Below are 25,728 nucleotides of genomic sequence, written 5' to 3' on the forward strand. Positions count from 1 at the left end.
AAATAAATAAAAGTGCCGAAAAACATCCGGCACTTCAATTTATAATTTATTGTTAAAATCTTATTATTTTTTTACCCAGTTAAACTCAAACTGTAAATCTGGAGTAGAAATTCTATCGGTAATTTTTTGTAATCTCGAAGGAAGCTTAATTAGGTACTCCTGAGCTTTCTCTGCTTTTTCAGTAAGACCTGTAACATGCTCAATTTTCCATTCATCAAGAAGATCTTTCATGATGTTGATATAATCCTGACCGGTGTATACCATACATCTTTGTGCTGCATCAGAAAAATGACCCCACAGTTCACCTGCTTTCTGACCAGACTGTCTCATCATATGTGCTGGCATAACGATTTTTTTACGCATCATATCTTCAAATGCCAAAATCATTTCAGAAGGGTCTAATTCTAAAATTTTAGCTACGAAATGCTTGTATGCTTTTGCGTGTCTTGCTTCATCTGCAGCAATTACACCACACATTTTCGCCAGTTTGCCGTTTCCTGTCTGTTTAGCTAAAGTGCCTACTCTTCTGTGCGAAACATTAGTTGCAGTTTCCTGGAAGCTTGTATAAATAAAATTTCTATAAGGATCCATACTGGTTCCGATATCAAAACCATCACTAATTAGATATTGGGTAGTAATTTCCATTTGTCTCATGTTTACTCTACCACATAAGTACAGATATTTTCCAAGTAAATCACCGTGTCTGTTTTCTTCGGCAGTCCAAGATCTTATCCAGCTTGCCCAGGTTGGTCCGCTTTTTTCTTGATCAATTCCTTCAACACTCATTAGCCAAGATTCGTAAGAAGGTAAAGCTTCTTCAGTAATACAATCCCCGATCAATGTTACAAAAAGATCATAAGGCATTTCTTGAGCGAAAGTTTGAATTTCTTCTAAGTCATATTTAAAATCAGAGCTTGAAGGATCTGGTAGATAATCTGAAGGTTGCCAGATTTTCTCAATTGGAGTCAAAAACTTATCGAGAAAAGAACCGACTTCCTTTTCCAAAATACCCATTACTTCTTTTCTTACGAGAGCATTATACATCAAAAATAAATTTATAATTTACAAATATATGATTTATTTGTTATTTACAACATAAGATAATATGTAAGTCATAATAATTCTGACATAAATCATAAAAAAACACCGCTATTACTAGAATAACGGTGTTTTTTCAATATTATTATTCACCTTAGCTTACTAAAATATCTCCTGTCATTACTGCAGGAATTTCAATGCCCATTGTGTGTAAAATAGTTGGAGCCATATCTCCTAACTTCCCGGGTTTTAAATTCCAGTTTTTATCTTTATCCATCACAATTAAAGGAACCAAGTTGGTTGAATGCTGTGTGTTTGGAGAACCATCCGGATTCATCATTACATCAGAATTACCATGGTCTGCTAAAATGAAAACGGCATAACCGTGCTCGTAAGCCATTGTCGCTACTTTCTCAATGCATTTATCTACGGTTTCGGCAGCTTTTACAGCCGCTTCAAAAACTCCTGTATGACCTACCATATCAGTATTTGCAAAATTTAAACAAATAAAATCTGCAGTTTCATTTTCCAATTCCGGTAAAATAGAATTTGTGATTTCATACGCAGACATTTCAGGCTTCAAATCGTACGTAGGAACGTCTTTCGGACTTGGGCAAAGCAATCTTTTCTCTCCATGGAATACCTCTTCACGACCGCCAGAAAAGAAAAAGGTGACGTGTGGATATTTTTCAGTTTCTGCAATTCTAATCTGGGTTTTTCCGTTTCTTTCTAAAACTTCTCCCATCGTATCTTTTAAAACTTCTTCATCAAAAACCACATTTACATTCTCGTATGTTTTATCATAATTAGTCAATGTAACATAATGTAAATCTAGTTTTCGCATAAAATAGTCGGGCATATCGTGCTGACAAAGTACCTCTGTAATCTCGCGACCTCTGTCTGTACGGAAATTGAAGCAAATCACGACATCATTATCAACGATTTTCCCTACAGGAACAACGTTTCCAATCTGAGTTTCTTTCACCAAAATAATAGGCTTAATAAACTCATCAGTGATATTTTCATCATAAGAAGCTTTTATGGCAGCCAATGCGTTTGTCGTTTGCAAACCTACACCTTCAACCATTGCGTCATAAGCCAATTTTACACGCTCCCATCTCCTATCACGATCCATTGCATAATATCTACCCGTAACCGATGCAAGATGCCCTGTAGTTTGCGCCATATGATTTTGAAGCTCTTCAATAAAACCCAATCCTGAAAGCGGGTCGCAATCTCTACCGTCAGTAAATGCGTGAACGTAAACGTTTTCATTTAAACCAAAATCTTTTGCTGCGGATAAAAGTCCTTTTAAATGATTGATATGTGAGTGTACTCCCCCATTGGAAACCAAGCCAATAAAGTGTACATTTTTATTTTCTCTTTTAGCGTAAGCAAAAGCCTCCTGAATTACTTTCTCCTGTCCTAAAGTTCCATTTTCCACAGCCATATTAAGCTTTACCAAATTTTGGTACACTACTCTCCCTGCTCCCAAATTCATGTGTCCTACTTCAGAATTCCCCATCTGACCAAGGGGTAGCCCTACTGCCAAACCGCTTGCTTCTAAAGTTGTATGTGGAAATCTGTGGTAACAACTATCTATAAATGGTGTATTTGCTTGCGCTAAAGCCGAAACTTCAGGATTTGTTCCCAAACCCCAACCGTCAAGTATTGCTAATATTGCTTTTTTAGACATTTTAATTTGATTTTTAAACAAACAAATTTATTGATTTTAAAGTGAATTGAAGAATTTTCAATGTTTAAATTTTAAAGCTGTTTAAACTAATTTTTGCTTAACCGCAAAAGAGACAAAAGAAATTTGAAATGTATATTATTTAGATATTCAAAGCTCTCAAAAGAATAAAAATCAAAGATTCTTTGAACTTATGTGTTCTTTTTTCATTTTAAAAATAAGCTTTAATAAAAATATCTAAATGTTTTGTGTTCTTTGTGGTTAAATAAAAAGTTTAAACAAGTTTTCTGCTTAAGAATCGTGATTTCAAATTAGAATTACTAAAATATTATTTACGATTAAAATTAAATTATCTTGAATTATAAATATTATTTTTAATTTTGTTTTATGGATTTTAGAGACCAATTAAAAAACCTTTTTCCTGAACACGAAGAGCAGGATTTTCAAATGCCCGAAGAAGAATTTAAGCAGAAAGAACCTTTGGTATGCAAATTTGAAAAAAAAGGACGAAACGGAAAACCTGTCACCATCGTTGAAGGTTGGGAAGGTAGTGAAGATGATTTGAAGAAGATTTCAAAAAAAATAAAAACAACATTAGGAATTGGTGGTTCTGAAAAAGACGGAAATATTATTATTCAAGGGGATAACCGTGATAAAATTATGGCGATTCTAAAAGATATGGGTTATAAAACCAAAAGAGTTGGTGGATAAATGACATTTAGGTCATAGGTTGCAGGTGATAGAATAAATTCAAAGCTTTACAACTGAAAAGGAGGCATAAATATTATCCGGAAATTATTTTCAACATTTCATAAATAAAAAAATTGCCATCGACAAAGAACATGACGACAGCAACAGAGAAAGTGTAATTATTAAAAACACAAATCTAAGATTTCAATATTAAGAGAGTTTTAATCTTAAATTAAATAAAGATTATCTTTTGATTGATTTATCTTTATTAAAACAAAATTCTTATCTTCACCTTCCTTTTTTAATAAAATAATTATGCTAAATAAACTTGCAGCTTCAGAATTGATTCTGAATGAAGACGGAAGTGTATATCACCTTAATCTATTACCGGAAGATATCGCCACTAAAATAATTTTGGTGGGCGACCCAGACAGGGTTCCAAAAGTTTCAAAATACTTTGATAAAATTGAAGTTAAAAAAAATAAAAGAGAGTTTTACACTCATACAGGAACTTTACGTGGCGAAAGAATTTCTGTAATGTCAACAGGAATCGGTACCGAAAATATCGATATCGTGATGAATGAGCTGGATGCTTTGGTGAATATTGATTTGAAACAGAAAGAATTTAAATCTGAACATCAATCATTAGAACTATTCAGAATGGGAACTTGTGGGAGTGTAAATCCTGATGTACAGGTAGATAATATGCTGGTTACTCAAAATGTGGTAGGTCTTGACGGCTTGATGCATTTTTATCAAGATTATCATTTTGAAAATGAGTTTTCTAAGAATTTCTTCGAAAAATTCCCTTACGAAAAGATAAAGCCAATGCTTTATTTCTCTGAATGGTCTGAAGAATTGGGAGAATTGTATAAAGATGCAAAGTATCACGGAAATACTGCTACTTTCCCAGGTTTTTATGCTCCGCAAGGAAGACAGCTTCGTTTAAAAGCTTTAGATGAAAAGTTTTTGGAAAACTTAAACGATTTAGGAATTACCAATTTTGAAATGGAAACTTCAGCCATTTATGCTTTTTCAAAATTATTAGGGCACAAAGCAATTACGGTAAATAATGTAATTGCCAACAGAAGACGTGGTGAGTTTTCATCAGACCATCATGCTTCTGAAAAGAATTTGATAGAATGGGTTCTCGACAGAATCATAAAATAACACAGAAAAGGATTTCATGAATTTGAAATCCTTTTTTATTTATAATCATAAACATCTTGTTTTTTAAAAGATGTTTTTCAAACATTATGAAAAATTTAACAGCATGATTTGTTTTTGGGAATAGTTCTTGTTTAATCTATAAGTATAACACTTAAATATTAACATAATGGAAAATCAGGATTACAACAAAGCCGAAAAAGCAGTAAATAACACAGAGAATTCTCTAAAAAATGCAGCATCTGATGCTAAGTGGAAAATAAGTGATTTGGCAGATAAAGCCAGAGACTATATCAATGAGAAAAGAAATAATGATGAAGAAGCAAAACATGAAGATTGGCTAGACCGGGTAAAAGCTAATGCTGCTGATGCATGGGAAGATATTAAAGATGGGGCCAATGAAGCTTGGGAGAAAACTAAAGATGCTGCAGAAGATGTAAAAGCAGAATGGAACAAAAAAACAAACTAAATTTATTAGTCTTTTATATATTATCAAAGAAAAACGAAGTCTTTTTAGGAAGGCTTCGTTTTTTATTATGTTCTAAACACAAATTATTGCTACATTTGTGAATTAATAAACATTAAAAAATTATGTCATACGGTTTACTTAAAGGCAAGAAGGGAATTATTTTTGGAGCCCTTAATGAACAATCTATCGCATGGAAAGTTGCTGAAAGATGCCACGAAGAAGGCGCAGAGTTTATCCTGTCAAACGCTCCTATCGCTCTTAGAATGGGAGAATTAAACGATTTAGCAGAAAAAACAGGTTCTGAGGTAATCGGTGCAGATGCAACTTCTATTGAAGACCTTGAAAAGCTTTTTGATGCTGCTGTTGCAAAATTTGGTAAAATCGACTTTATTCTTCACTCAATTGGTATGTCTATCAACGTGAGAAAAGGAAAGCATTATACAGAAATGAACTACGATTGGTTGGAGAAAGGTTGGGATATCTCAGCGGTTTCTTTCCACAAAGTAATGAGAGTAGCTTACGAAAAAAACTGTATGAACGAATGGGGAAGTATTTTAGCATTGACTTATATCGCTGCTCAAAGAACGTTCCCAGATTACAACGATATGTCTGATAACAAAGCATATTTGGAAAGTATTGCAAGAACTTTCGGAAACTATTGGGGTGAAAGAAAAGTACGTGTAAACACGGTTTCTCAGTCTCCTACTCCTACTACTGCAGGAAGTGGTGTGAAAGGTTTCGGAGGTTTCTTAGGATATGCTGAAGATATGTCTCCTCTTGGTAACGCGACGGCTCTAGAATGTGCAGATTATTGCGTAACTCTTTTCTCTGATTTAACCAAGAAAGTAACGATGCAGAATCTTTTCCATGATGGAGGTTTCAGCAGTTCTGGAGTTACTCAGAAAGTAATCAGCAAATATGATGTTGAATAAGTGAAATTTTCACTCTAAATAATTAAATCCGAAACATTTTGTTTCGGATTTTTTTTTGGAAAGTTTATTTGAAAATTTTAACGCAAAGTTTTTATTTTGAATACGGTTGATTTTAAGGGGCAAAGATTTGCGACAAGTCGCTTATGAAGCTCGCTCCTGAAATATTTACGTTTTTAAAAAAAACTAAAATTTAATTTTATTAATAACAAAGTCCGCAAAAAATATTTGCGGACTTTATTTATCATTTTAAGGATTGAAAATATTCTTTAATTAGTAAAGAAGACAATCTTAATGCAATTAAATCTTAATTTAAAAAACATAGGTTGCCACAGAATTTCCAGTCAATGTAGCCGGAGCTGTTTTTTGATTGTATTTAATATTAAAATTTTCATCCGTTTTACTATAATTCTGAACAATCAAAACTGTTTTTCCTGCCGGGGTTTTAAAAGCAACGGTAGATAAGTTTTCAGTTTGTGTAGAGGCGATTCTCTGAGAATTTGCCGGAACAAATTTTGAAGCATGAGCAATAATATAATATGCAACATTTCTGGTGAAATTTTCGCTGTCTGAAACCGTAATCGCTCCTTTACATTCTGTACATCCTCCCGGAGTATGTGGTTTATATTGAGGGTCATTCGCAAGATTCCATTCTAAAGCAATTTTACTCCAGTTTCTCATGGATCCAATGACAACGTTTTTGGTATGCCAATTTAAATCTTCATTGAAAGTCCCTTTTGCACCTGTCCATTGCTCTGTAAAATAAAGGTTTTTATTGGGGTGAGCATCGTGAACGGTACTTAAAGCTGAAATATCCCCTTCATACAAATGAAAAGCAGAGCCATCAATGTATTGATTAGCTTCCGCATCATTTAAAATATTGATAGCATACTCCGGCTTGTTGCAATTGTGATCGTAAACAACAATCTTCGTTTTAATATTGTTAGATTTAAAAATCGGCCCTAAACTTTGCTTAATAAAATCTCTCTGTTGATCTGAAACCATTAGCAAACTTGGGTTATTTCCGGGATGTAAAGGTTCATTTTGAGGAGTAACAGCATCAATCGTAATACCTTCTTTCTGCATTCCCTGAATATATTTTACAAAATACTTTGCATATACGTCGTAATATTCAGTTTTTAAACTTCCACCAATTGATTTACCATTATCTTTCATCCAAACCGGCGGCGACCAAGGTGCAGCAATGATTTTAATTTTAGGATTAATGGCTAAAATTTCTTTTAACATAGAAATCAAATCCTTGTCTCTTTCCAAACTGAATTTAGAAAGAGAAGGGTCGGTTTGACCTTCCGGTAAATCATCATACGAAAAAACTTCCCCATCTAAATCGGACGCACCAATGCTTAATCTTAAATAACTAATGGAAATTGAGTTTTTATCATTTCCAAAAAGTTCGTTTAATAAAGCTTTTCTTTTAGAAGGTGAAAGTCTATTGATTACTTCTACGCTTCCACCCGTTAATGTATACCCAAAACCATCAATATATTGAAATTTCTGAGTGTCGTCAATTTCAATATTCTGAAAATTATTAGAAATATTTACAAAAGCTAATGTATTTTGCTGTTGCAATTTTACGCTTTCATCGCCTTTGGTCATCCAAATTTGAACTTTTTTATCTGTATTTGCTACAGATTTACACGATGATAAAGGTAAGAGTACCACACCGCTAAATAGCAGTGCAGTACTCTTTAAAAAGAAACTATATGATTTTTTATTTAACATATTTAATATCCAGGATTTTGAGTTAAATTCGGGTTATTATCCAATTGAGTCTGTGGAATAGGCCAAAATAGTCTGTTTTGATTTAAATTATTGACATAAGGCAGAAGATTTCCATTGGCATCTCTTTGTTGTGAAAGTATAGAAATTGCTTTTCCTGTTCTTTTCAAATCAAACCAACGGTGACCTTCAAATGCCAATTCTAATTTTCTTTCTTTAAGAATTTTATTAATCCCATCATCTGTACTGGTAATGGTAACCGGAGCTAAACTTGAGCTTGCTCTTCCTCTCACTTGATTAACCAACGTTGCAGCATCTGCAAAATTCCCTTGACGAACTAAAGCTTCAGCTCTAATTAAAAGCAAATCAGCATACCTCATTACATAGAAATTCTGATGTCCTGTGGTAATTCTCATTTTATACATGAAAGGAAAACTTGCGCTCGGCCAAAAGTTATCTGACCAACCAACTGCAGTAGGAGAAACCCAAATGCTCGAATTTTTTCTTACATTATCGTTTTCAGTATTGAACGTATTTACGATGTCATAAGAAGGCGTATTAAATTTCTTCCAATCTGTTCCGTAAAACATCGATGATCCCCATGCCCAAAGATTTCCTGCGTTTCCGTTAGATTCAAAAATAGATTCTGCGTTGGCTTCATGACTTCCGTCAAAAAGTTGGTCATAAACGGGAAGTAATGAATAACCTTGTCCCATTAACTGAGTTGTATAGTCAATTACTTTTGTATAATCAGGATTAGGTTTTGTTGCATACACTTTTGCCAATAAAGATAAAGCTAAACCTCTTGTTGCTCTGTATTTATTTGAACTTGCCGGTGCGTTAGCTAAAGCACCTTCCAAATCTGCGATAATTTGAGCATATACTTCGTTTACAGGTTTTCTTGTTGGATATACTTGGTCATATACTTCTTCGAAATTTTCATCATTTACCCCAATTACAGCTTTTGTTACCAGAGGGAAATCCCCCCAAAGTTGTACACCTTGGAAATTATACATTGCTCGCATAATCGCCGCTTCAGCTTTCATTTCTGATTTTCTTGCACTTGTAAGAGAAGGATCAGGAACATTATCTATATAATTTAAAACTTTGTTACAGTTGTTAATAAAAGTAAATAAGTAGTTCCAATCTCTGTTAACGTTTGAGTTGGTAGCAATAATTCTGTATTCATCAATTTGGAAATTTTGAATATTATCACTTCCAGCATGAGCAATTTCAGTTTGTGCATCTCCGTTAAAAAAATAATCTAGCTGCCAATATTCATTACCTAAATCTGCATAAATAGTTGACATTAAACTTTCACCTTCTGCAGCTGTTTTATAAGGGGTGTCTGAAAGTGGAATTGCTCTGTCAGTTAAAGGTTCTGTATCCAAATAATCGCTACAAGATGTTGTTCCTATAGTTAAGGTTGTTCCCAACAGAAAATAATATATTGTTTTATTAAATTTCATAATAATTGATTAAAAATTAGCTTTAAGACCGAAAATAAATGTTCTTACCTGTGGATAAGTACCGTAATCAACGCCAGAGACACCCGGCGTTGTATTGAAAGCATTTACTTCAGGATCAAAACCTGTGTAATCAGTCCAGGTTAAAAGATTTTGTCCAGTGACATAAACATTAATTTTACTCACTCCTTTAAACGGACTTAGGAAATTGTACCCTAAAGTTGCACTTTTGACTTTAAGAAAAGAACCGTCTTCCACAAATCTGTCTGAAACATATTGTGAACTTGGAGAATTAGCTCTTGGAGTATTTGTAATTTGTCCTGGAGTTGTCCAACGATCTAAAACTGCAGTTGATTGATTTTTAAAGTCATTCATCATTTCCAAATCAAATCTTGATGCATTATAAATTTCACCGCCATAAGACCCTGTTATTAGTACATCTAAATACCAGTTTTTATAAGAAAAATTATTGCTAAAACCAAAAGAAAAATCAGGGTTTGGATTCCCTATAAACGTTCTGTCGCCAGTATCAAAATATCCGTTTCCATTAGTATCTTTATAAACAAAATCCCCTGTTTGAGAGTCAACATGATCTATCTGATAACCATAAAAAGAACTAATTGCTTGTCCTGGAGTAAATCTCACTAAATTAGCTCCTACAGTTTCGATATTAGCTTTATCGAGAATAGGAACCCAATTTAGCTGTAATACTTTATTATTTGTGAATGCAATATTGAAGTTGGTATTCCAATTAAACCCCTCTCCTTTAAAATTTTGGGTATTTAAAGCAAATTCTAGCCCTTTATTTTCCATATTTCCAACATTTCTATAAAAAGGTACTTGTGCTGGTCCCATTGGTATTGGAATTATTAGGTTATTTGTTTTTCTTTGGTATGCATCAATGCTTAATTTAATTCTATTATTAACAAATCCCATATCAAGACCAACATTAGTATCGCTGGTAAGTTCCCAACCTAAATTTCCACTATCCCATTGACGGCCTCGCCAAATACCATCAGGGCCTACACGTGAAACTCTTTCTAAATTAAAGTGAGAATATGATGGAATCCCAGAAACATTTCCAGTTTGTCCCCATCCTCCGCGCAATTTCAATTCTGATATAACCTTACTTTCAGATAAAAACTCTTCATTAGATACTACCCAAGATGCAGATACTCCTGGAAAAAAACCCCATTTGTTTCCAGGAGCTAAAGCAGAACTTCCGTTATATCTAAACACTCCCATAATAGTATATTTATTATCTAGGGTATATAATGCTCTACCAAAAAAAGAAAGCTCTCTTAAATGTTCTTTTACAAGAGTTTCTCTTTTATCATCAATTACTGTATTGTAATCAAAAAAAGATGTTCCTGCAGGGAAATTATTTCCTTCATAGTTATGCCAAGTGTTTCTCTTTTCATGTATCTGATTTCCTCCTAATAATGATAAATCATGAACTCCTGACTTTATGGTATACGTTAAAGTATTCTCAATATTCATATCCTGATAAGTCGATAAATATTTTCCACCAATCCCTTTTTTCTCTCTTCCATAGCTAGTCTGAAATCCATCGGTGAATTGATCATTTGTAACATCAATTAAGTCAAATGAAACTGTAGGTTTCCAAACTAAATTTTTAAGCAGATTAACTTCCAATCCTAAATTACTCATAAAACGCTGCGTCTGAGTTTCGTTCTTTCTCGATTGATAGGCAACAGGATTTTCCCAAGATGATTGAAATGGGTTTAGCGCAAACTGACCATCTTTGTAACCATCAATAAAATTTCCTGAAGCATCTTTTTCTCTTACCGCAAGTTGACTTCCATAGATTGGTAAAAACGAAGGTGTATTTAATGCACTTAAAATAACTCCACCTCTTGAGGTTCCTAAATTGTCATTTGTATTTTTTAAACCTGTGTTAATGTAATTGAAATTACCCGTCAACTTCAACCAATTGGTGATTTTAGCATCTAAATTCATCTTTGCTGAAATCCTTTCGAATCTCGCAGGATCAATAATTCCGTCAATTCCTTGATAGCCTAATGCTGTATAAGCTCTTACTTTTTCATTCCCAAAAGAATAGTTTACATTATAATTTTGATCAAAACCAGTTCTGAAAACTTCGTCTCTCCAGTTGGTATTAATGCCTTCGTAACGAGGATTATTGATTAAAGGAAGATAATTTGTTCCTCCATTAGCATGAAAGTCAAACATCAAGGTTTTATATTGGTCTAAATTTAAAACATCAATATTGTTTACCGTTTTAGACATTCCCCAATAGGCGTTGAATGCTAATTGCGGTTTATTGGCTTTTCCTCTTTTTGTAGTCACAATCACAACTCCCGAAGAACCGTTAATTCCATAAATTGCTGCAGAAGTCGCATCTTTCAGAATCGTCAGCTCTGTAATGTCATCAGGGTTAATTCCGCTAATATCGAAGGTTTGAATGCCGTCTACTACATACAATGGGTTTACACTCGATGAGATTGAATTGTTTCCCCTGATTTTCACATCAATCGCAGCGCCCGGCTTACCCGAAGACTGTATTACATTCACCCCTGCAGCATTTCCCTGCAACGCCTGTCCGACATTATAAATAGGTCGATCGTCAAATGTTTCAGATTTCACGGTTGATACTGCACTTGTAAGGTTTGATTTTTTTACCGAACCATAGCCAATAACAACTACTTCCTCAATCTTCTGTTCTTTGGAAGCAGTATCTCGCGGTGTAGTCTGTGCATTGAAATTTGCCGTAAAATAAAGGGCGGCAATAATTCCTAAGCTTCTTGATATTTGTACATTCATATACAGTTAAGTTTTTTTTAATTCTCAAATTGAGACAATAAAAATATATATTTTTTTTAATAATTAACATTTTTTTAATAATTATTTTAATATTTCCACTATTTTTGAGCTTCTAAAGTGAAAAACAGAATAGGTTTATCAATTAATTGTTAATAAAACCTATAAAAATAAATTCCCAAAATGAACGTTAAGCAGCCCAATATCTCTCTTCCATTGAAGCTTACTTTCCTTATTTTCTCAATGGTTTTGAATTGCATAGGGATTGTAATTATTCAGCTTTCAGAGCAGAAAATAACCTACGATAAGCTTGGTTTTTTAGATTCTTTCAAAGATTTACCGAATGCTCTATTTTCACTTTTCGTCGTAAATTTTATCAGCAGATTCGGAACAAAAAAGTCCTTAATTTTTGCTTTAATGCTTGTTGGAATTTGCTCGTTATTTTTACCTTTTGTAGAAGTTTTTTGGTTTTATAAGCTATGGTTTGCCATTATCGGAGCTTGTTTTGCGATAGGAAAAATCTGTGTGTACGGTATTATTAGAAACAATATGACCGAAGAAAAGTCATTAGCTAAAACAATGAATAGTGTAGAAGCGTCTTTCATGATTGGTATTTTTACGGTTAATACAGGTTTTGGATGGCTAATTTCCAGTCAATTTGGAGAATATTGGAAATTTGGGTTTATGTTTATCTCTTTGATTTCTTTTATTACCGTTTATCTTTTTATGAAAATTAAAATTGCTGAACCTCAAAATAAAAGCACCAGAATTTTCCCTGATCTATCAGGATTTGGTAAAAAAACATTTATCCTTTTTTTTGGAGTAAGCTTTTTTATTATTTTCATCGAACAAAGTTTTAATTCTTGGCTTCCAGCGTTTTACAAAGATCATTTGAAAGTCAATTCTTTCTTTGCACTTCAGGCATCTTCATTTTTAGCGCTCTTTTCGTACACCGGAAGAACAATTACCTCAAAGATTATTCAGCGTTTTCCGCTGTCAAAATATTTTATGACATGTGTAATGATGATTGTTTTTTTATTGATTATTACTTCAGTCATTCAATTTTATTTTAGCGAAAATGCAAGGGTTTTATTATTCATGTTTCCTATCATCGGCTTGTTCCTTGCCCCACTCTATCCGCTAATTAACTCAAAAATGATTGCAAAAATTGATAAAGATAAAATCAATGCTTTTACTTCTTTAATCGTTATTGTATCTGCGGTAAGCAGTTCTATAAATTCAATTTCGATTTCAATACTATTTAAATATCAGATGCTTACCTATTATTCTCTCTATATTTTGGGAGCTGTAATGATGGTTTCTGTTTTGGCATATTCTTATTTTAAACTTAGCTCTAATAAAATTTAAAAAATAATTTTATTTTTACCCCATGAAAACTGATCACAATAAAAACATAGAGACCCTAAAAGAACTTATTGATAGCAAAGACCTTATTCCCAATGTATCTGTCGACTGTACCATTTTTGGCTTTCACGATAATATCCTTAAAGTTTTATTATTAAAATACCACGACCTTAATTTATATTCTCTTCCGGGCGGATTTGTTTTTATTGATGAAGATTTAAGGGAAGCGGCTGATCGTGTTTTGTATGAAAGAACACATCTTAAAGGATTGTTTCTGGAGCAGTTTCATACGTTTGGAAGACTCAACAGAACGGCAAATAATGTACACAAAACATTAATCAACAACAAAGGTTTGGATGTTCCTAAAGATCATTGGATTTTACAAAGATTCATCACTGTTGGATATTGTAGCCTCATAGATTTCACCGTGGCCAATACTTTTCCTGATGCTTTTAATGAATCTTGTGCTTGGTTTGAAGTCAATAAACTTCCAGAAATGGCGTTTGATCACGACAGAGTGATTGCTGAAGGACTAGAATATCTACGTAAAAACATCGATACTCAGGTTGCAGCAAGCAATTTACTACCCGAAAAGTTCACCATGAAAGATTTACAATCGTTGTATGAAACAATATTAGGTGAAAAATTCAGACGTAACAATTTCCAACGTAAAATACTAAGCACTAATTCCTTAGAAAGGATGGAGAAATTATTCGATGGCTCTGCAAACAAGGCACCTTATCTCTATAAATTCATTGCAGAGTAGTTTTTTCTCTCTTTGAAAAAATTTTCTTTTCAGCATTCCGAAAAAATCCTATTTTTAGGAAAATTAAATTACATGTCATATTATCCTCTTACCAGCATCCCCGATTATTACGGAATAGATGCTTTACTTACCGAAGAACACAAGCTTATCCGTCAATCTGTAAGAGATTGGGTAGAGAGTTTTGTAATGCCGAATATTGATGAAGCAGCTCAAAATCATACCGATTTGCCTAATCTGATGAAAGAATTGGGGAAAATTGGGGCTTTAGGACCTTATATTCCTGAAGAATACGGCGGTTCTGGCTTAGATCAGATTTCTTACGGTTTGATTATGCAGGAATTGGAAAGAGGAGATTCTGCGGTACGTTCTGCGGCTTCTGTACAGAGTTCTTTGGTGATGTTCCCGATCAACGAGTTCGGTTCTGAAGAGCAAAAAAGAAAATACTTACCCAAGCTGGCTTCTGGTGAGATGATTGGATCTTTTGGCCTTACTGAGCCTAATCACGGGTCTGATCCTAGTTCTATGGAAACTTATTTTAAAGATATGGGAGATCATTATCTTTTGAATGGAGCGAAAATGTGGATTACCAATTCTCCATTGTGCGATATTGCAGTAATTTGGGCTAAAAATGAAGAAGGAAAAGTACAAGGATTGATCGTTGAAAGAGGAATGGAAGGTTTCACTACTCCGGAAACTCATAACAAATGGAGCTTAAGAGCATCTAAAACTGGTGAGTTGGTTTTCAATGATGTGAAAGTACCTAAAGAAAACTTATTGCCAAATGTTACAGGATTAAAAGGACCTTTATCTTGTCTAAATTCTGCGAGATATGGAATTTCTTGGGGAGTAATCGGAGCGGCAATTGATTGTTATTGTACTGCAGTTCAATACTCTAAAGAAAGGAAACAGTTCGGAAAACAAATCGGTGGATTCCAGTTACAACAGAAAAAATTGGCTGAGTTTTTAACCGAAATCACTAAGGCTCAGTTGCTTTGTTTACAATTAGGAAACTTGAAAAACGACCATAAAGCAAGTCCGGCGCAGATTTCTATGGCCAAAAGAAACAATGTAAAAATGGCGATTGATATTGCTAGAGAATCTAGACAAATTCTTGGCGGAATGGGAATTATGGGTGAATTCCCGATGATGCGTCATGCTGCAAACTTAGAGTCAGTGATTACGTATGAAGGAACACACGATGTTCATTTGTTGATTACAGGTCTTGATATTACAGGAATTAACGCTTTTTAAAATAAATTTATTCAAAACCTCCCAAATTTCTAAAAATCTGGGAGGTTTTATAATTTTAATAAGCGCTAAAAGTTTTTACATTTTCAATAAAGCTCATTTCAGGATTTAAAATTTCCAGAATTAAATTTTGAATAGAAACCATTGCATCATCAAGACTTCCCTGAGCAAAGTCAAGTGATACAACACCCTTTTTAGCGTCAGCAAAGCTCCAAATCCCTGTTTCTACAGGAAATCCCCAGAATTCTGGCAAACTCTGAATTACATATTGATATAAACAAAGCTGCATTGCCTGTTTTCTGTCGCTATTTTGAAAGTAATCTGATTTATTTAAATCATCAATCTTGACAGTAAGATTCTTTGTTTTCGCTGTTTTATAATCGATAATTCTTACCGTTCCGTTTAATCGGTCGATGCGGTCGATGAAACCAAAGAAAGAAACCTTATCATTTTTCTCTTCATTCAGATAAAAATCTACAGCTTCAAATCGTCTTTCAATATCAATTATTTCTAAAGAATTCCCAGCTTTTATCAATTCCAAATCGTAATTCAGAATATTCTCAATCACTTTTTTGGCAATTGCTTTGTGGATGTAATTCATCCCTTTTTTATAAAATTCGGGTTGATGTTTTAGCTTTTCAATAGCCATATCAATAAATTCATCTATTCGTTTAATTGAATCTTGTAAATCGTTTAATTTTAAAATCTTACCTTTTAATACCTCATAAACTTCTTGAAGGGTATAATGAACTAAATTACCGTAATTTCTAATCGATAATTCTTCTTCAATTTCATCTGCTTCAGAGGTATTCAGAATCTTTGAAAGATAAAAATCAATTGGATTATAGAGATAACTTGTCAAATGAGAAGCTGAAACTTTTTCTTTCCATTTTAAAAGTTGCTGCTTTACAATTTCAGTTTTAAAAACTTCGATAGGCTGACTTAAAATTGGCTCCGAAGAATTTTCAACAATAACATGCTCAATATGATGATTACTCTCCATTTCAATCTGAGTAATAAACCTACTCTTCTCTCCTGTATTTACTCCCGAACTTAAAGCATTAAAAAGTAAGTGTACATTCTGCGCGTCCTGAATCAAACGGTAAAAATGGTATGCATAAATACTGTCATTTTCAAGAAAAGTATGCAAATCAAAATATCTTCTGATATCGAAAGGAATATAGGTGTTTTGGGAGTTTCCGAGCGGTAACTTACCTTCATTAACCGATAATAGAATTACGTTTTCAAAATTCAAAAGACGGGTTTCCAAAAGTCCCATTACCTGAAGCCCTTTCAATGGTTCACCCTGAAAATCGATGCTTTCTGAATTAATATGCTGGTTGATAAGAATTTCAAGCGTTTCCATCTTGATTTCAAAACCATACGGTGTAATCTGATTTTTGATGATTCTAAATGCATTTTCAAAATGAGAAACGTTTTCATACTGAATATCATCTAGTTTCAACCATTTTATTTTTTTACAAAATTCAATCAAGTCATCTAAAAATGAATATCCTGAATCTGCTTTTTGAAGCAAATTAAAATAGGAAAGGTTCTCTAATAGCTCTTTTAAAAGCTTTTGTGAAATATAAACAATATTCCTCTCCTCTATTTTGGATTTGAAATCCGTAATAATTTTTTCATCCTCCTCAGATTTTGGAAGTTCTTCCAGAATTGGATAAACATCGCGGTAATAATATGAAGATTTGCTTTTTTCAAGCTGTTTCTGAAGATAAAAAAGTTGTTTTACCGCATTCGAAAAAGAAAGGTTTTTCAACGGAAAACCCATTGTAATGTTTAGATTTTCAACATCATGCATCACATCCAGACTTGCAGGAAGAAGGTTTTCATCGAGTAAAACGACTGCGGTATTGGTAAATGTTTTATTATCTATATTTTTAAATAATTCAGGTAGAATTTTGGTTTGGGTAACGTTTCCGGAAACTTCGTAGACTTTTATGTTTTTAGGCTGGTTAAAATCATCCTCAATCCAATTGAAAGCTCTGTTGTCATCAAATTCTTTCCAGGTTCTATGATTTCTTAAAAATTTTCCAGCTTCCTGTCTTTCGTCATCAAAATAATATTTATCTCCCTGAAAAAAACATTGTGCTTTATCCCATTGCAAAAGATTTCTAACCAGTTTTTCTTCAACCGGAGTAAAAGCATTAAAACCGCAGAAAACAAAATTTTCGGTGTTGTTTTTTGCAAATTCGCTTATTTTCGCCTTAGCAGACTCGTGAATCATTCCGGGAGTTGCCCAGTTTTTTTCTTTTAATTTCTCCTTTAAAACAGGAAGGAAAACATTCATATTCTGCCAAAAATTCAGGAATTTTTTTCTTGGGACGTCGTCATCTTCTCCTAAATCCTGTGCCCATTCTTTGATACGTTCTTCGTCAAACATATATTCTAAAACAGCTTCATCTGAGTCTGAAAATTTCAAAATATCATCCCAATCTTTCTGGAGCGTAGGAAACCATTTTAAAAACTCCGAAAAATTATCGTTGGGAATAAAATTCAAACTTTTATAAACATCAAATGCAAAAAGCCATAACGGAATCCCCTGAATTGTTTGCTGGTCTACAATATTTACAATCAGTTCTTCGATGGTATAAAAATTAGGAAGAAATCCTGAGTAGTTATTTTCTTCTAAAATCTGACGTATAAAAACGATGGGTCTTTTACCGGGAAGAACAATGTTGAATTGCGATAAATCAGTGTTTTGAATTAATAATTCATCGATTATTTTATTTAGAAATTTCAAATTTTCTGAAAGTTTTTTAGATTATTGAGTTCTTCGGCGATTAAAATATTGTATTCTGCTTGTTTTTCTTTATTCATTCCATGTTCTGTAATACGGTCATAGTCAGTCTGAAAACCTTTATATTCAGAGGAGATTTTCGCATAAATTATTTTGAATAACTTATTGTAATCAGCAGTCGTTTTTATTTTTTCTGAAACTTCTTTTCTTAATTTTCTGGCGTGAATTTCAGCGATATCAAAATGTTTCTGCTCATGAAGAAGTACATAATCATTGATTCTTTTAACGTCTTTCCATGATTTATTTTCATTAAAAACCGTTTGAATCGTGATTTTTACAGGAATTTTAGGGTCACTCGATGTGGTTGCAGAATATTCCCAACCGCAATGGGTATAAGCTACCACCGTGGAACCACCTAAGTTATTGGTTTTACTTTTAAAATTGTCCCAAACCAACTTTTGATTCTCACTCCAGTAAATATTTTGAGACCATAGATTATTGAAAATCAATAAAAAACCGATTAAAAAAAACTTCATTATTCCACTACAATTGTTTTGGTAATCCAGTTGTTATTACCATTCCAAAATCTGAATGTATAATTTCCTTTTTTTCGTGGACTAAAATTAATCTGATTTGTCGATTTATGATTTGCCTGCGAGCACATCCCATTGGTGAGGTATTGATAAGCAGTAACATCTCTGTCAAATTCTCCAGTATGTGCATAATCGTAGCCGTAAAATCCCCTACAAGTTGACGCGTATGTAGAATAGGTTCTAATACTTTGAACAGTAAAAACACTCATGGTATCTCTAACGATTTTCACACTATCGATTTTTACTTTATCTACAGATTGTATCGTTTGATAATCATCATCATCTTTACATGAAGTAAAAAAAGCACCTAAAACTGCCGCAGCAAGACTTATTTTTATTAGAGATTTCATGATATTGGATTTTATCATTTGGAAGTATAAATTTAGCAAAAAAAAATGCCAATTAACATGATTTTAAGAGTTAAAATTACCTTTTGAAAGATATACTACTTTTTTAGTATCAAAAAATTCTTCTTCAAAGTAGTTTTTAAGACTAAAAAGCTCACATTTTAATCCTGCAAGTTCTTCGGCTAAATCTCCACCTTTAAGATATAGAACTCCGTTGTGTTTTGGGTTAAACTGTTCTTTTTCAAATTTACCTTTCAGCCATCTTAAAAATTCAGGCATTTGAGTAACGGCGCGACTCACTACAAAATGGAATTTTTCTTTTACTTTTTCTGCTCTTCCATGAATGGCAGTAAGATTTGATAAACCGATACCTTCTGCAACAGCATTTACCACTGTAATTTTTTTACCGATAGAATCGATTAACGTAAATTGAGTTTCCGGGAACAAGATTGCCAAAGGAATCCCTGGGAACCCACCACCTGTACCGACATCTAAAACTTTGGTTCCGGGAGCAAATTCCATAACTTTTGCAACGCCTAAAGAATGCAGAATATGCTTCTCATAAAGAGATTCCATATCTTTTCTGGAAATAACGTTGATTTTTTCATTCCATTCTTCATACAGGCTTTCAAGCTTTGTAAACTGCTCGATTTGTTTCTCTGTAAGATTCGGAAAGTATTTTTGAATGATTGATATTGACATAAAACTAATTCTAAAGAGCAAAAATAAGTTTTATTCACACTTTATTCAAATTAAGTTTTTATATATATTTGTTAAAAAGACAAAAAGAATACATGAATAAACTTTCAGACAGAGTAAACAGATTGGGTTACTCGCAGACATTCGTCATGTCAAACAAGGCTAGAGAGATGAAAGCCAGCGGAATAGATGTAATTTCTTTAACATTGGGTGAGCCCGATTTTAATGTTCCCGATAATATTAAAGAAGCTGCTTTTACTGCAATCAATGAAAATTATAGCCACTACTCTCCTGTTCCGGGATTTTTAGAACTTCGTCAGGCGATTTCAGAAAAATTAAAAAGAGATAATCAACTCGACTATAAACCAACCCAGATTTGTGTTTCAAATGGCGCAAAACAGGCAATTATCAATGTTTTAGCAGCTATTATCAATGATGGTGATGAAGTTATTCTTCCTTCTCCTTTTTGGGTAAGCTATGATGAAATGGTAAAAATGATGGGTGGAAATTCTATAATGCTTCCTACTTCTTACGTTACCGATTTTAAAATCACTTCAGAACAGCTTGATGAAGCGATTAACGAAAAAACAAAAGCTATTCTTTTCAGCTCACCTTGTAATCCTTCTGGTGGATATTACACTTATGATGAGTTAAAATCTTTAGCGAAAGTTATTGCTAAATATCCGCATGTAACGGTAATCTCTGACGAAATCTACGAATACATTAATTACGAAACCAAAAGTACGTCTATCGCTCAGTTTCCTGAAGTATATGAGCAAACCGCTGTAATCAACGGAATGTCTAAAGCTTTTGCGATGACAGGTTGGAGAATCGGTTATTCTGCTTGTCCGGAATGGTTGGCAAAAGCCTGTGAAAAAATTCAAGGACAAATGACAAGCGGTGCAAATACAGTGGCTCAGAGAGCTTCAATTGTTGCTTTAAAAACTGATCCTTCAGAATATAAATACATGATTGATGCATTCGAGAAAAGAAGAAATTTAGTATTCGATTTAATGAAAGAAATTCCAGGATTTAAGGTGCTTTTACCGAAAGCTGCTTTCTATTTCTTCCCAGATATTTCTCATTATATCGGAAAAACATTAGATGGAACCGAAATAAAAGATGCTGATGATTTTGCGATGTTTATTTTAGAAAATGCTCATGTAGGTTGTGTAGGCGGCGTTTCATTCGGAAGCCCGGAATGTATTAGATTTTCTTATGCTGCTTCTGAGGAAGAATTAAGAGAAGCGATGAGGAGAATAAAAGAATTATTAGAAAAATTTAATTAAAACATAAATGAATTTATTTAAAAAATTAACGATTGTAACCAGCATTGCAGCAGCAAGTTTTTGCGGTTACGCTCAAGCTCAGGATTTTCAGTGGAAAGAAGCAAAATCAAATGGTTACACCTATAAATACGTAACCAACGACCCTACTTCCGCAAGATATTATAAGCTTAAAAACGGATTAACGGTAATTTTGAGCCCTACCAATAAAGAACCTAGAATTCAGACTTATATTGCAACAAAAGCAGGGAGTAAAACCGACCCGGCAACTCACACTGGTCTTGCGCATTATTTGGAACACATGCTCTTTAAAGGAACCGATAAATTTGGTTCAAAAGATTGGGCAAAAGAAAAACCTCTTTTAGATAAAGTGGATGCTCTTTATGAGAAATATAACCAGACAAAAGATGAAGCTAAGAGGAAAGAAATTTACAAAGAAATAGATAAAGTTTCGGGAGAAGCTGCCAACTACGCCATCGCCAACGAATACGACAAAATGATGGCAGGAATGGGCGCAGACGGTACCAATGCATTTACTTCTTTTGAGCAAACTGTTTATGTAGAAGATATTCCGGCTAATGCGGTTGATAAATTTTTGGCTGTACAGTCTGAACGTTTCAGAGCGCCTGTTTTAAGGCTTTTCCATACAGAGCTTGAAGCGGTTTATGAAGAGAAAAACAGAACTTTGGATGATGATACCGACAAAGTTTACGATAAAATGTTTGAAGCTTTATTTCCAAATAACAATTACGGTAAACAAACAACGATTGGGAAAATTGAACATCTGAAAAACCCTTCTTTAAAAGCAATTAGAGAATATTACAACAATTACTATGTTCCCAATAATATGGGAGTAATTATGTCTGGAGATTTTAATCCGGATGAGATGATTGCTAAAATTGACAAGGCTTTTTCTTACATGAAGACTAAAGCAGTTCCCGAATATGTTGTAGGACAGGAAAAACCAATTTCGTCACCTGTTATAAAAGAAGTTGTAGGACCAAATCCTGAAAGCGTAATGATGGGATTCCGATTTCCCGGAGCAACAACCAAAGATGCAAGACTTTTAACGTTAGTTGGAAATATGCTGACCAACGGACAAGCTGGATTGATTGACCTTAATCTTGTGAAAAAACAAAAGCTTTTGGGAGCTTACGCCTTTCCATATGTGTTAAAAGACTATTCAGTATTGCTTTTACAAGGAAGGCCTACCGAAGGTCAGTCATTGGATGATGTGAAAAACCTTCTTCTTCAGGAAATTGACAAACTCAGAAAAGGTGAATTTTCTGATGATTTAATTCAGTCTATCGTCAATAATGAGAAGAAAAGCATTATTCAGAAAGACGAAAAATACTCTTCCAGAGCGGGAATTTTAATGGATGAATTTACCTCAGAAATTGACCACAAAACGTCATTGGAATATGTAGATGAAATCTCTAAGCTTACAAAAAAAGATATTATGGATTTTGCTTCCAAATATCTTCAAAACAATAATTATGTAGCCATTTACAAAAAGAAAGGCGAAGATAAAAGCATTGTAAAAGTAGACAAACCTACCATCACGCCGGTTTCTGTAAACAGAGAAGATAACTCTCCGTTTCTTGCAATGATTGAGAAGATGCCAGAAAACAATATTTCTCCGGTTTGGTTAAATTTTGAAAAAGACATTGCTAAAAGCAAGGTTAAAAGTGTTGATGTTCTTTCTGTAAAAAATACAGATAATGACCTTTTCAGAATGTATTATTACTTTGATTCAGGGAAATGGAATAACAAAATGCTTCCTTTAGCTGCAGAATATTTAGAATATTTAGGTACAAAAAATAAGTCTTCTGAAGCAATTAGCAAAGAATTTTACAAACTGGCTTCAAGCTTTAGGATAAGCGCAGGAAACGAAGAAACCTATGTAATTTTGGAAGGGTTAAATGAAAACTTTGATAAAACTGCAGATTTATTTGAAGATTTAATTAAAAACTGTCAGGCAGATGAAGGAGCATTAACCGCTTATAAAGCAAGAGTAAAAAAAGCTAGAGACAACGCAAAACAAAATAAAAGCGCCATCATGCAGGGATTACGAAGCTATGCACAATATGGCGCTCAAAATCCATTTAACAATGTTTTAACCGATGCAGAATTAGATGCTTTGAAGGCTGAAGATTTGGTAAATATCCTTCATGATTTATTTAATTTTAAACATAAAATTCTTCATTACGGACCAAAATCGGCAAACGAAGTTGCATCTTCTTTAACTCTGATTCATAAAGTTCCGACAACATTGAAGGAAATGCCGAAATCTAAAACCTTTACTCAAATCCCAACAGATAAAAATAAAGTTTTGTTTGCCAATTACGATATGGTACAAGCTGAAGTTTTCTGGGTGAGAAATGCGGATAATTACAACCCAAATCTTAGTCCTACAATAAGTTTGTTTAACAATTACTTTGGTGGCGGAATGGGTTCTATCGTTTTCCAGACCATCAGAGAATCTAAAGCTTTGGCATATTCTACTTATGCATACTTTGGTCAGCCAAACAAAAAAGAGGATAAAAATATGATTACGGCTTATGTAGGAACTCAGGCTGATAAACTGAATGAATCTACAACTGCGATGAACGAGCTTTTAACGACTCTTCCAAAATCTGAGCAGTTGTTTGAAACGGCAAAAAGCGGCTTAAGAAAAACGATTGCTGCAGAAAGAATTACCCAAGACGGAATTATTTTTTCTTATTTATCAGCTCAAAAATTAGGTCTCGATTATGACAGGAGAAAAAGTGTCTACGAGCAATCTCCGAAACTGAGCTTCTCAGACATCAATACGTTTCATGACAAGGAAATGAAAGGGAAAAACTATACTTACTGTCTTGTAGCGTCACAAGACAAAGTGAAAGATGAAGATTTGCTGAAATTAGGTGAACTAAAAAAGCTAAGCCTTACAGAAATATTCGGTTACTAAAACCAGAAAGAGCTTCGAAAGAGGCTCTTTTTTATTCATACTAAAGCGATTATTGATAATCTATTTTGTGATTGAGTTCTATTGGATTGTTATTGTTTCTTATCACCTTCTTTATTCTATCAGTTTCAAGCTTCAAATCGAGTGAAACTGCATTTCCTGCTCCATCATCTTTTTTTATCGGAACTCCCATAGATTTCATACGCGCATAAGGATCAGAATAGTAATTTTCAGCTAATTTTTTAAATTGTTCCCAATTTAGTTCTGTACCTTTATTTCTGTAATAGATCTTTTCACTACCATTTTTTATTTCAGTTAAATTAAAGATATAATTGTTCTGATCATCTGAAAGATTAACAATCAAGCCTGGTAAACCATTAAAAACATAAGGACCATCTTGAATGGGAATTTCTGTTGTGAACCAAGCGATCCAATTTCTGCCACCATAAGTTACTTTTGCTTTTTGAACATTGAAATTTTCGATTTTACTTTTTTCAGATAAGATTTCCCAGTTAAGTTTTTCAATGATTTTTATCGAATAGAGATCTCTGTAAATATTTTGAATACTTTTATACGTAATATTTTCAGTAAAATTTTTAATAACATAAATCTGATCTTCCAGTGTTATTCCTCTTCCCAGTCCTAAACCAGTAATTGCAATAAGAGAATCAGATCTCCTATCATGCTCAGTTCTAAAAACAGAACTTTTACCATTTTCTGAATCTAAAACCATTTTTTTTAGAGTGATGCTATCCTTTCGTGGATTTGATTTATACTCTAAATCGTATTTGAATAATTTATTTTGAGCATGAATGTTATCAAAAAATATGACAATACAAAAAAATAGGAATTTTATAAGAAGTTTATTTTTTTTCATACTATAAATATAATAATCATATAAATAATGAGACGTAAAATTTTACGTCTCATATTTAAAATTAATTTATTGACATCTATTTCCCCAATCATTTACTCCACATTGAAAAAATCCACAGACAAGACCATATTGTCTACAACCGTCATCTGTACCTCCTCCAGTTGGCGTACACATATCAGCACATCCACCACCACTTCCACCACCTATATAAGGTGGTAATTTCTTCCCTCCATTTAAAGATTTCAATTCATTTCTCGAAAGTTTTTTTAAATTTTTCATACTAAATTTTTTAGAATTAATAATTATTTTGTAATTCAGCAGTTTTTTCTGTGTAAATTGCTTTTGCTAATATGGAAATTTCTTCATATTTTAACCAACTAAGAAATTAATTATTTCAATTAGAAAATTAATCAAACACAAATGATATGAACACAGGTACTAAAATTAAAAATTTGAGAGAAGAAATGCATTTTTCTCAAGCTCAATTAGCTTTTGAGTTAGGAATTTCACAAGGAACTTTACACAACATAGAAAGCGGACATTCTAGGAAAATTGACTTTTTACTGGTAGACAAAATTTGTCAGTTTTTTGATAAAGATTTTAAATATTTTTTAGATGAAAAGACAGTGAATAATATAAATGAAAATCACGGTCAAACTGTTTTTCTAAATAATCTCCAAGAAAACTACTTAGAAGAATTCAAAAATTTGGTTTTAAGAAATAAAGAGAATGAAGAAATTATTAAGGAATTAAAAAACAAACTTAATTTTTAAAAATAGAAAATTTATTAAAAACCCAAAAAGAGCTTCGAAAGAGGCTCTTTTTTTATAGAGTTAATAGAAAATTAA

Annotated in this window: 21 protein-coding genes; 10 read left to right on the top strand and 11 right to left on the bottom strand. The window is 33.2% G+C overall.

The annotated features are described in order from the left end of the window. Nucleotides 1-63: 63 nt before the first annotated feature. Both LO744_RS10675 and gpmI read right to left on the bottom strand, forming a co-directional pair. Complete coding sequence (locus LO744_RS10675) at nt 64-1,044, bottom strand: acyl-ACP desaturase (RefSeq protein WP_230669250.1); 981 nt, start codon at nt 1,042-1,044, stop codon at nt 64-66. A 148-nt stretch (nt 1,045-1,192) separates the two neighbouring features. Further along, nucleotides 1,193-2,734: a 2,3-bisphosphoglycerate-independent phosphoglycerate mutase gene (gpmI, locus tag LO744_RS10680; protein WP_230669251.1), complete on the bottom strand. Its 1,542-nt coding sequence runs from the start codon at nt 2,732-2,734 to the stop codon at nt 1,193-1,195. 384 nt (nt 2,735-3,118) lie between these two features. Between gpmI and LO744_RS10685 the strand changes: the two genes are divergently transcribed. From LO744_RS10685 to LO744_RS10700, 4 genes are all read left to right on the top strand, one after another. Beyond that, complete coding sequence (locus LO744_RS10685) at nt 3,119-3,442, top strand: translation initiation factor (protein WP_230669252.1); 324 nt, start codon at nt 3,119-3,121, stop codon at nt 3,440-3,442. A 294-nt stretch (nt 3,443-3,736) separates the two neighbouring features. Further along, a complete protein-coding gene (locus LO744_RS10690; RefSeq protein WP_230669253.1) occupies nt 3,737-4,591 on the top strand; it encodes a nucleoside phosphorylase in 855 nt (284 codons plus the stop codon). Between the two features lie 166 nt (nt 4,592-4,757). Further along, nucleotides 4,758-5,057: a hypothetical protein gene (locus LO744_RS10695; protein WP_230669254.1), complete on the top strand. Its 300-nt coding sequence runs from the start codon at nt 4,758-4,760 to the stop codon at nt 5,055-5,057. Nucleotides 5,058-5,179: 122 nt separating this feature from the next. After that, nucleotides 5,180-5,989, top strand: coding sequence for an enoyl-ACP reductase FabI (locus tag LO744_RS10700; protein ID WP_191179599.1), 810 nt, complete (start codon nt 5,180-5,182; stop codon nt 5,987-5,989). 309 nt (nt 5,990-6,298) lie between these two features. Here the strand turns inward: LO744_RS10700 and LO744_RS10705 are convergent, their stop codons facing one another. Genes LO744_RS10705 through LO744_RS10715 form a run of 3 tightly spaced genes read right to left on the bottom strand, consistent with a single transcriptional unit; the run spans nt 6,299 to nt 11,997 of the window. After that, nucleotides 6,299-7,729, bottom strand: a complete 1,431-nt coding sequence (locus LO744_RS10705; protein ID WP_230669255.1) for a glycoside hydrolase family 30 protein — start codon at nt 7,727-7,729, stop codon at nt 6,299-6,301. A gap of 2 nt (nt 7,730-7,731) precedes the next feature. Beyond that, a complete protein-coding gene (locus tag LO744_RS10710; RefSeq protein ID WP_230669256.1) occupies nt 7,732-9,195 on the bottom strand; it encodes a RagB/SusD family nutrient uptake outer membrane protein in 1,464 nt (487 codons plus the stop codon). Nucleotides 9,196-9,204: 9 nt separating this feature from the next. Then, nucleotides 9,205-11,997: a SusC/RagA family TonB-linked outer membrane protein gene (locus tag LO744_RS10715; protein ID WP_230669257.1), complete on the bottom strand. Its 2,793-nt coding sequence runs from the start codon at nt 11,995-11,997 to the stop codon at nt 9,205-9,207. 180 nt (nt 11,998-12,177) lie between these two features. Between LO744_RS10715 and LO744_RS10720 the strand changes: the two genes are divergently transcribed. The 3 genes from LO744_RS10720 (at nt 12,178) to LO744_RS10730 (ending at nt 15,376) form a co-directional block, all read left to right on the top strand. Next, nucleotides 12,178-13,362, top strand: coding sequence for an MFS transporter (locus tag LO744_RS10720; protein ID WP_230669258.1), 1,185 nt, complete (start codon nt 12,178-12,180; stop codon nt 13,360-13,362). Nucleotides 13,363-13,384: 22 nt separating this feature from the next. Then, nucleotides 13,385-14,125, top strand: a complete 741-nt coding sequence (locus LO744_RS10725) for an NUDIX hydrolase (RefSeq protein ID WP_230669259.1) — start codon at nt 13,385-13,387, stop codon at nt 14,123-14,125. A gap of 72 nt (nt 14,126-14,197) precedes the next feature. Next, on the top strand, nt 14,198-15,376 hold the full coding sequence (locus tag LO744_RS10730; protein WP_230669260.1) for an acyl-CoA dehydrogenase family protein: 1,179 nt from the start codon (nt 14,198-14,200) through the stop codon (nt 15,374-15,376). A 55-nt stretch (nt 15,377-15,431) separates the two neighbouring features. On the opposite strand, the gene LO744_RS10735 is transcribed toward LO744_RS10730, so the two are convergent. The 4 genes from LO744_RS10735 to rsmG all read right to left on the bottom strand — a co-directional run bounded on the left by LO744_RS10735 (nt 15,432) and on the right by rsmG (nt 19,773). Next, nucleotides 15,432-18,134 carry a PD-(D/E)XK nuclease family protein gene (locus LO744_RS10735; protein WP_230669261.1) on the bottom strand — a complete coding sequence of 901 codons (2,703 nt, stop codon included), beginning with the start codon at nt 18,132-18,134 and terminating at the stop codon, nt 15,432-15,434. Continuing rightward, nucleotides 18,131-18,667 carry a DUF922 domain-containing protein gene (locus LO744_RS10740; protein ID WP_230669262.1) on the bottom strand — a complete coding sequence of 179 codons (537 nt, stop codon included), beginning with the start codon at nt 18,665-18,667 and terminating at the stop codon, nt 18,131-18,133. The genes LO744_RS10735 and LO744_RS10740 overlap by 4 nt, the downstream gene beginning before the upstream one ends. Next, nucleotides 18,667-19,074, bottom strand: a complete 408-nt coding sequence (locus tag LO744_RS10745; RefSeq protein ID WP_230669263.1) for a hypothetical protein — start codon at nt 19,072-19,074, stop codon at nt 18,667-18,669. Before LO744_RS10745 ends, LO744_RS10740 begins: the two co-directional genes overlap by 1 nt. A gap of 63 nt (nt 19,075-19,137) precedes the next feature. Further along, a complete protein-coding gene (rsmG, locus tag LO744_RS10750) occupies nt 19,138-19,773 on the bottom strand; it encodes a 16S rRNA (guanine(527)-N(7))-methyltransferase RsmG (RefSeq protein WP_230669264.1) in 636 nt (211 codons plus the stop codon). A gap of 92 nt (nt 19,774-19,865) precedes the next feature. On the opposite strand from rsmG, the gene LO744_RS10755 reads away from it, so the two are divergent. Continuing rightward, a complete protein-coding gene (locus tag LO744_RS10755; protein WP_230669265.1) occupies nt 19,866-21,059 on the top strand; it encodes a pyridoxal phosphate-dependent aminotransferase in 1,194 nt (397 codons plus the stop codon). 7 nt (nt 21,060-21,066) lie between these two features. Further along, entirely contained in the window at nt 21,067-24,006 is a 2,940-nt protein-coding gene (locus tag LO744_RS10760) for a M16 family metallopeptidase (RefSeq protein ID WP_230669266.1), read from the top strand. 49 nt (nt 24,007-24,055) lie between these two features. Here the strand turns inward: LO744_RS10760 and LO744_RS10765 are convergent, their stop codons facing one another. Beyond that, nucleotides 24,056-24,880 carry a GLPGLI family protein gene (locus LO744_RS10765; RefSeq protein ID WP_230669267.1) on the bottom strand — a complete coding sequence of 275 codons (825 nt, stop codon included), beginning with the start codon at nt 24,878-24,880 and terminating at the stop codon, nt 24,056-24,058. Between the two features lie 66 nt (nt 24,881-24,946). After that, complete coding sequence (locus LO744_RS10770) at nt 24,947-25,159, bottom strand: bacteriocin-like protein (protein ID WP_230669268.1); 213 nt, start codon at nt 25,157-25,159, stop codon at nt 24,947-24,949. Nucleotides 25,160-25,305: 146 nt separating this feature from the next. Here LO744_RS10770 and LO744_RS10775 point away from each other — a divergent pair, with 146 nt between their 5' ends. Beyond that, nucleotides 25,306-25,653: a helix-turn-helix domain-containing protein gene (locus LO744_RS10775; RefSeq protein WP_262908707.1), complete on the top strand. Its 348-nt coding sequence runs from the start codon at nt 25,306-25,308 to the stop codon at nt 25,651-25,653. Nucleotides 25,654-25,728: the final 75 nt, after the last annotated feature.

It is taken from the genome of Chryseobacterium turcicum, from assembly GCF_021010565.1.
Taxonomy (GTDB): domain Bacteria; phylum Bacteroidota; class Bacteroidia; order Flavobacteriales; family Weeksellaceae; genus Chryseobacterium; species Chryseobacterium turcicum.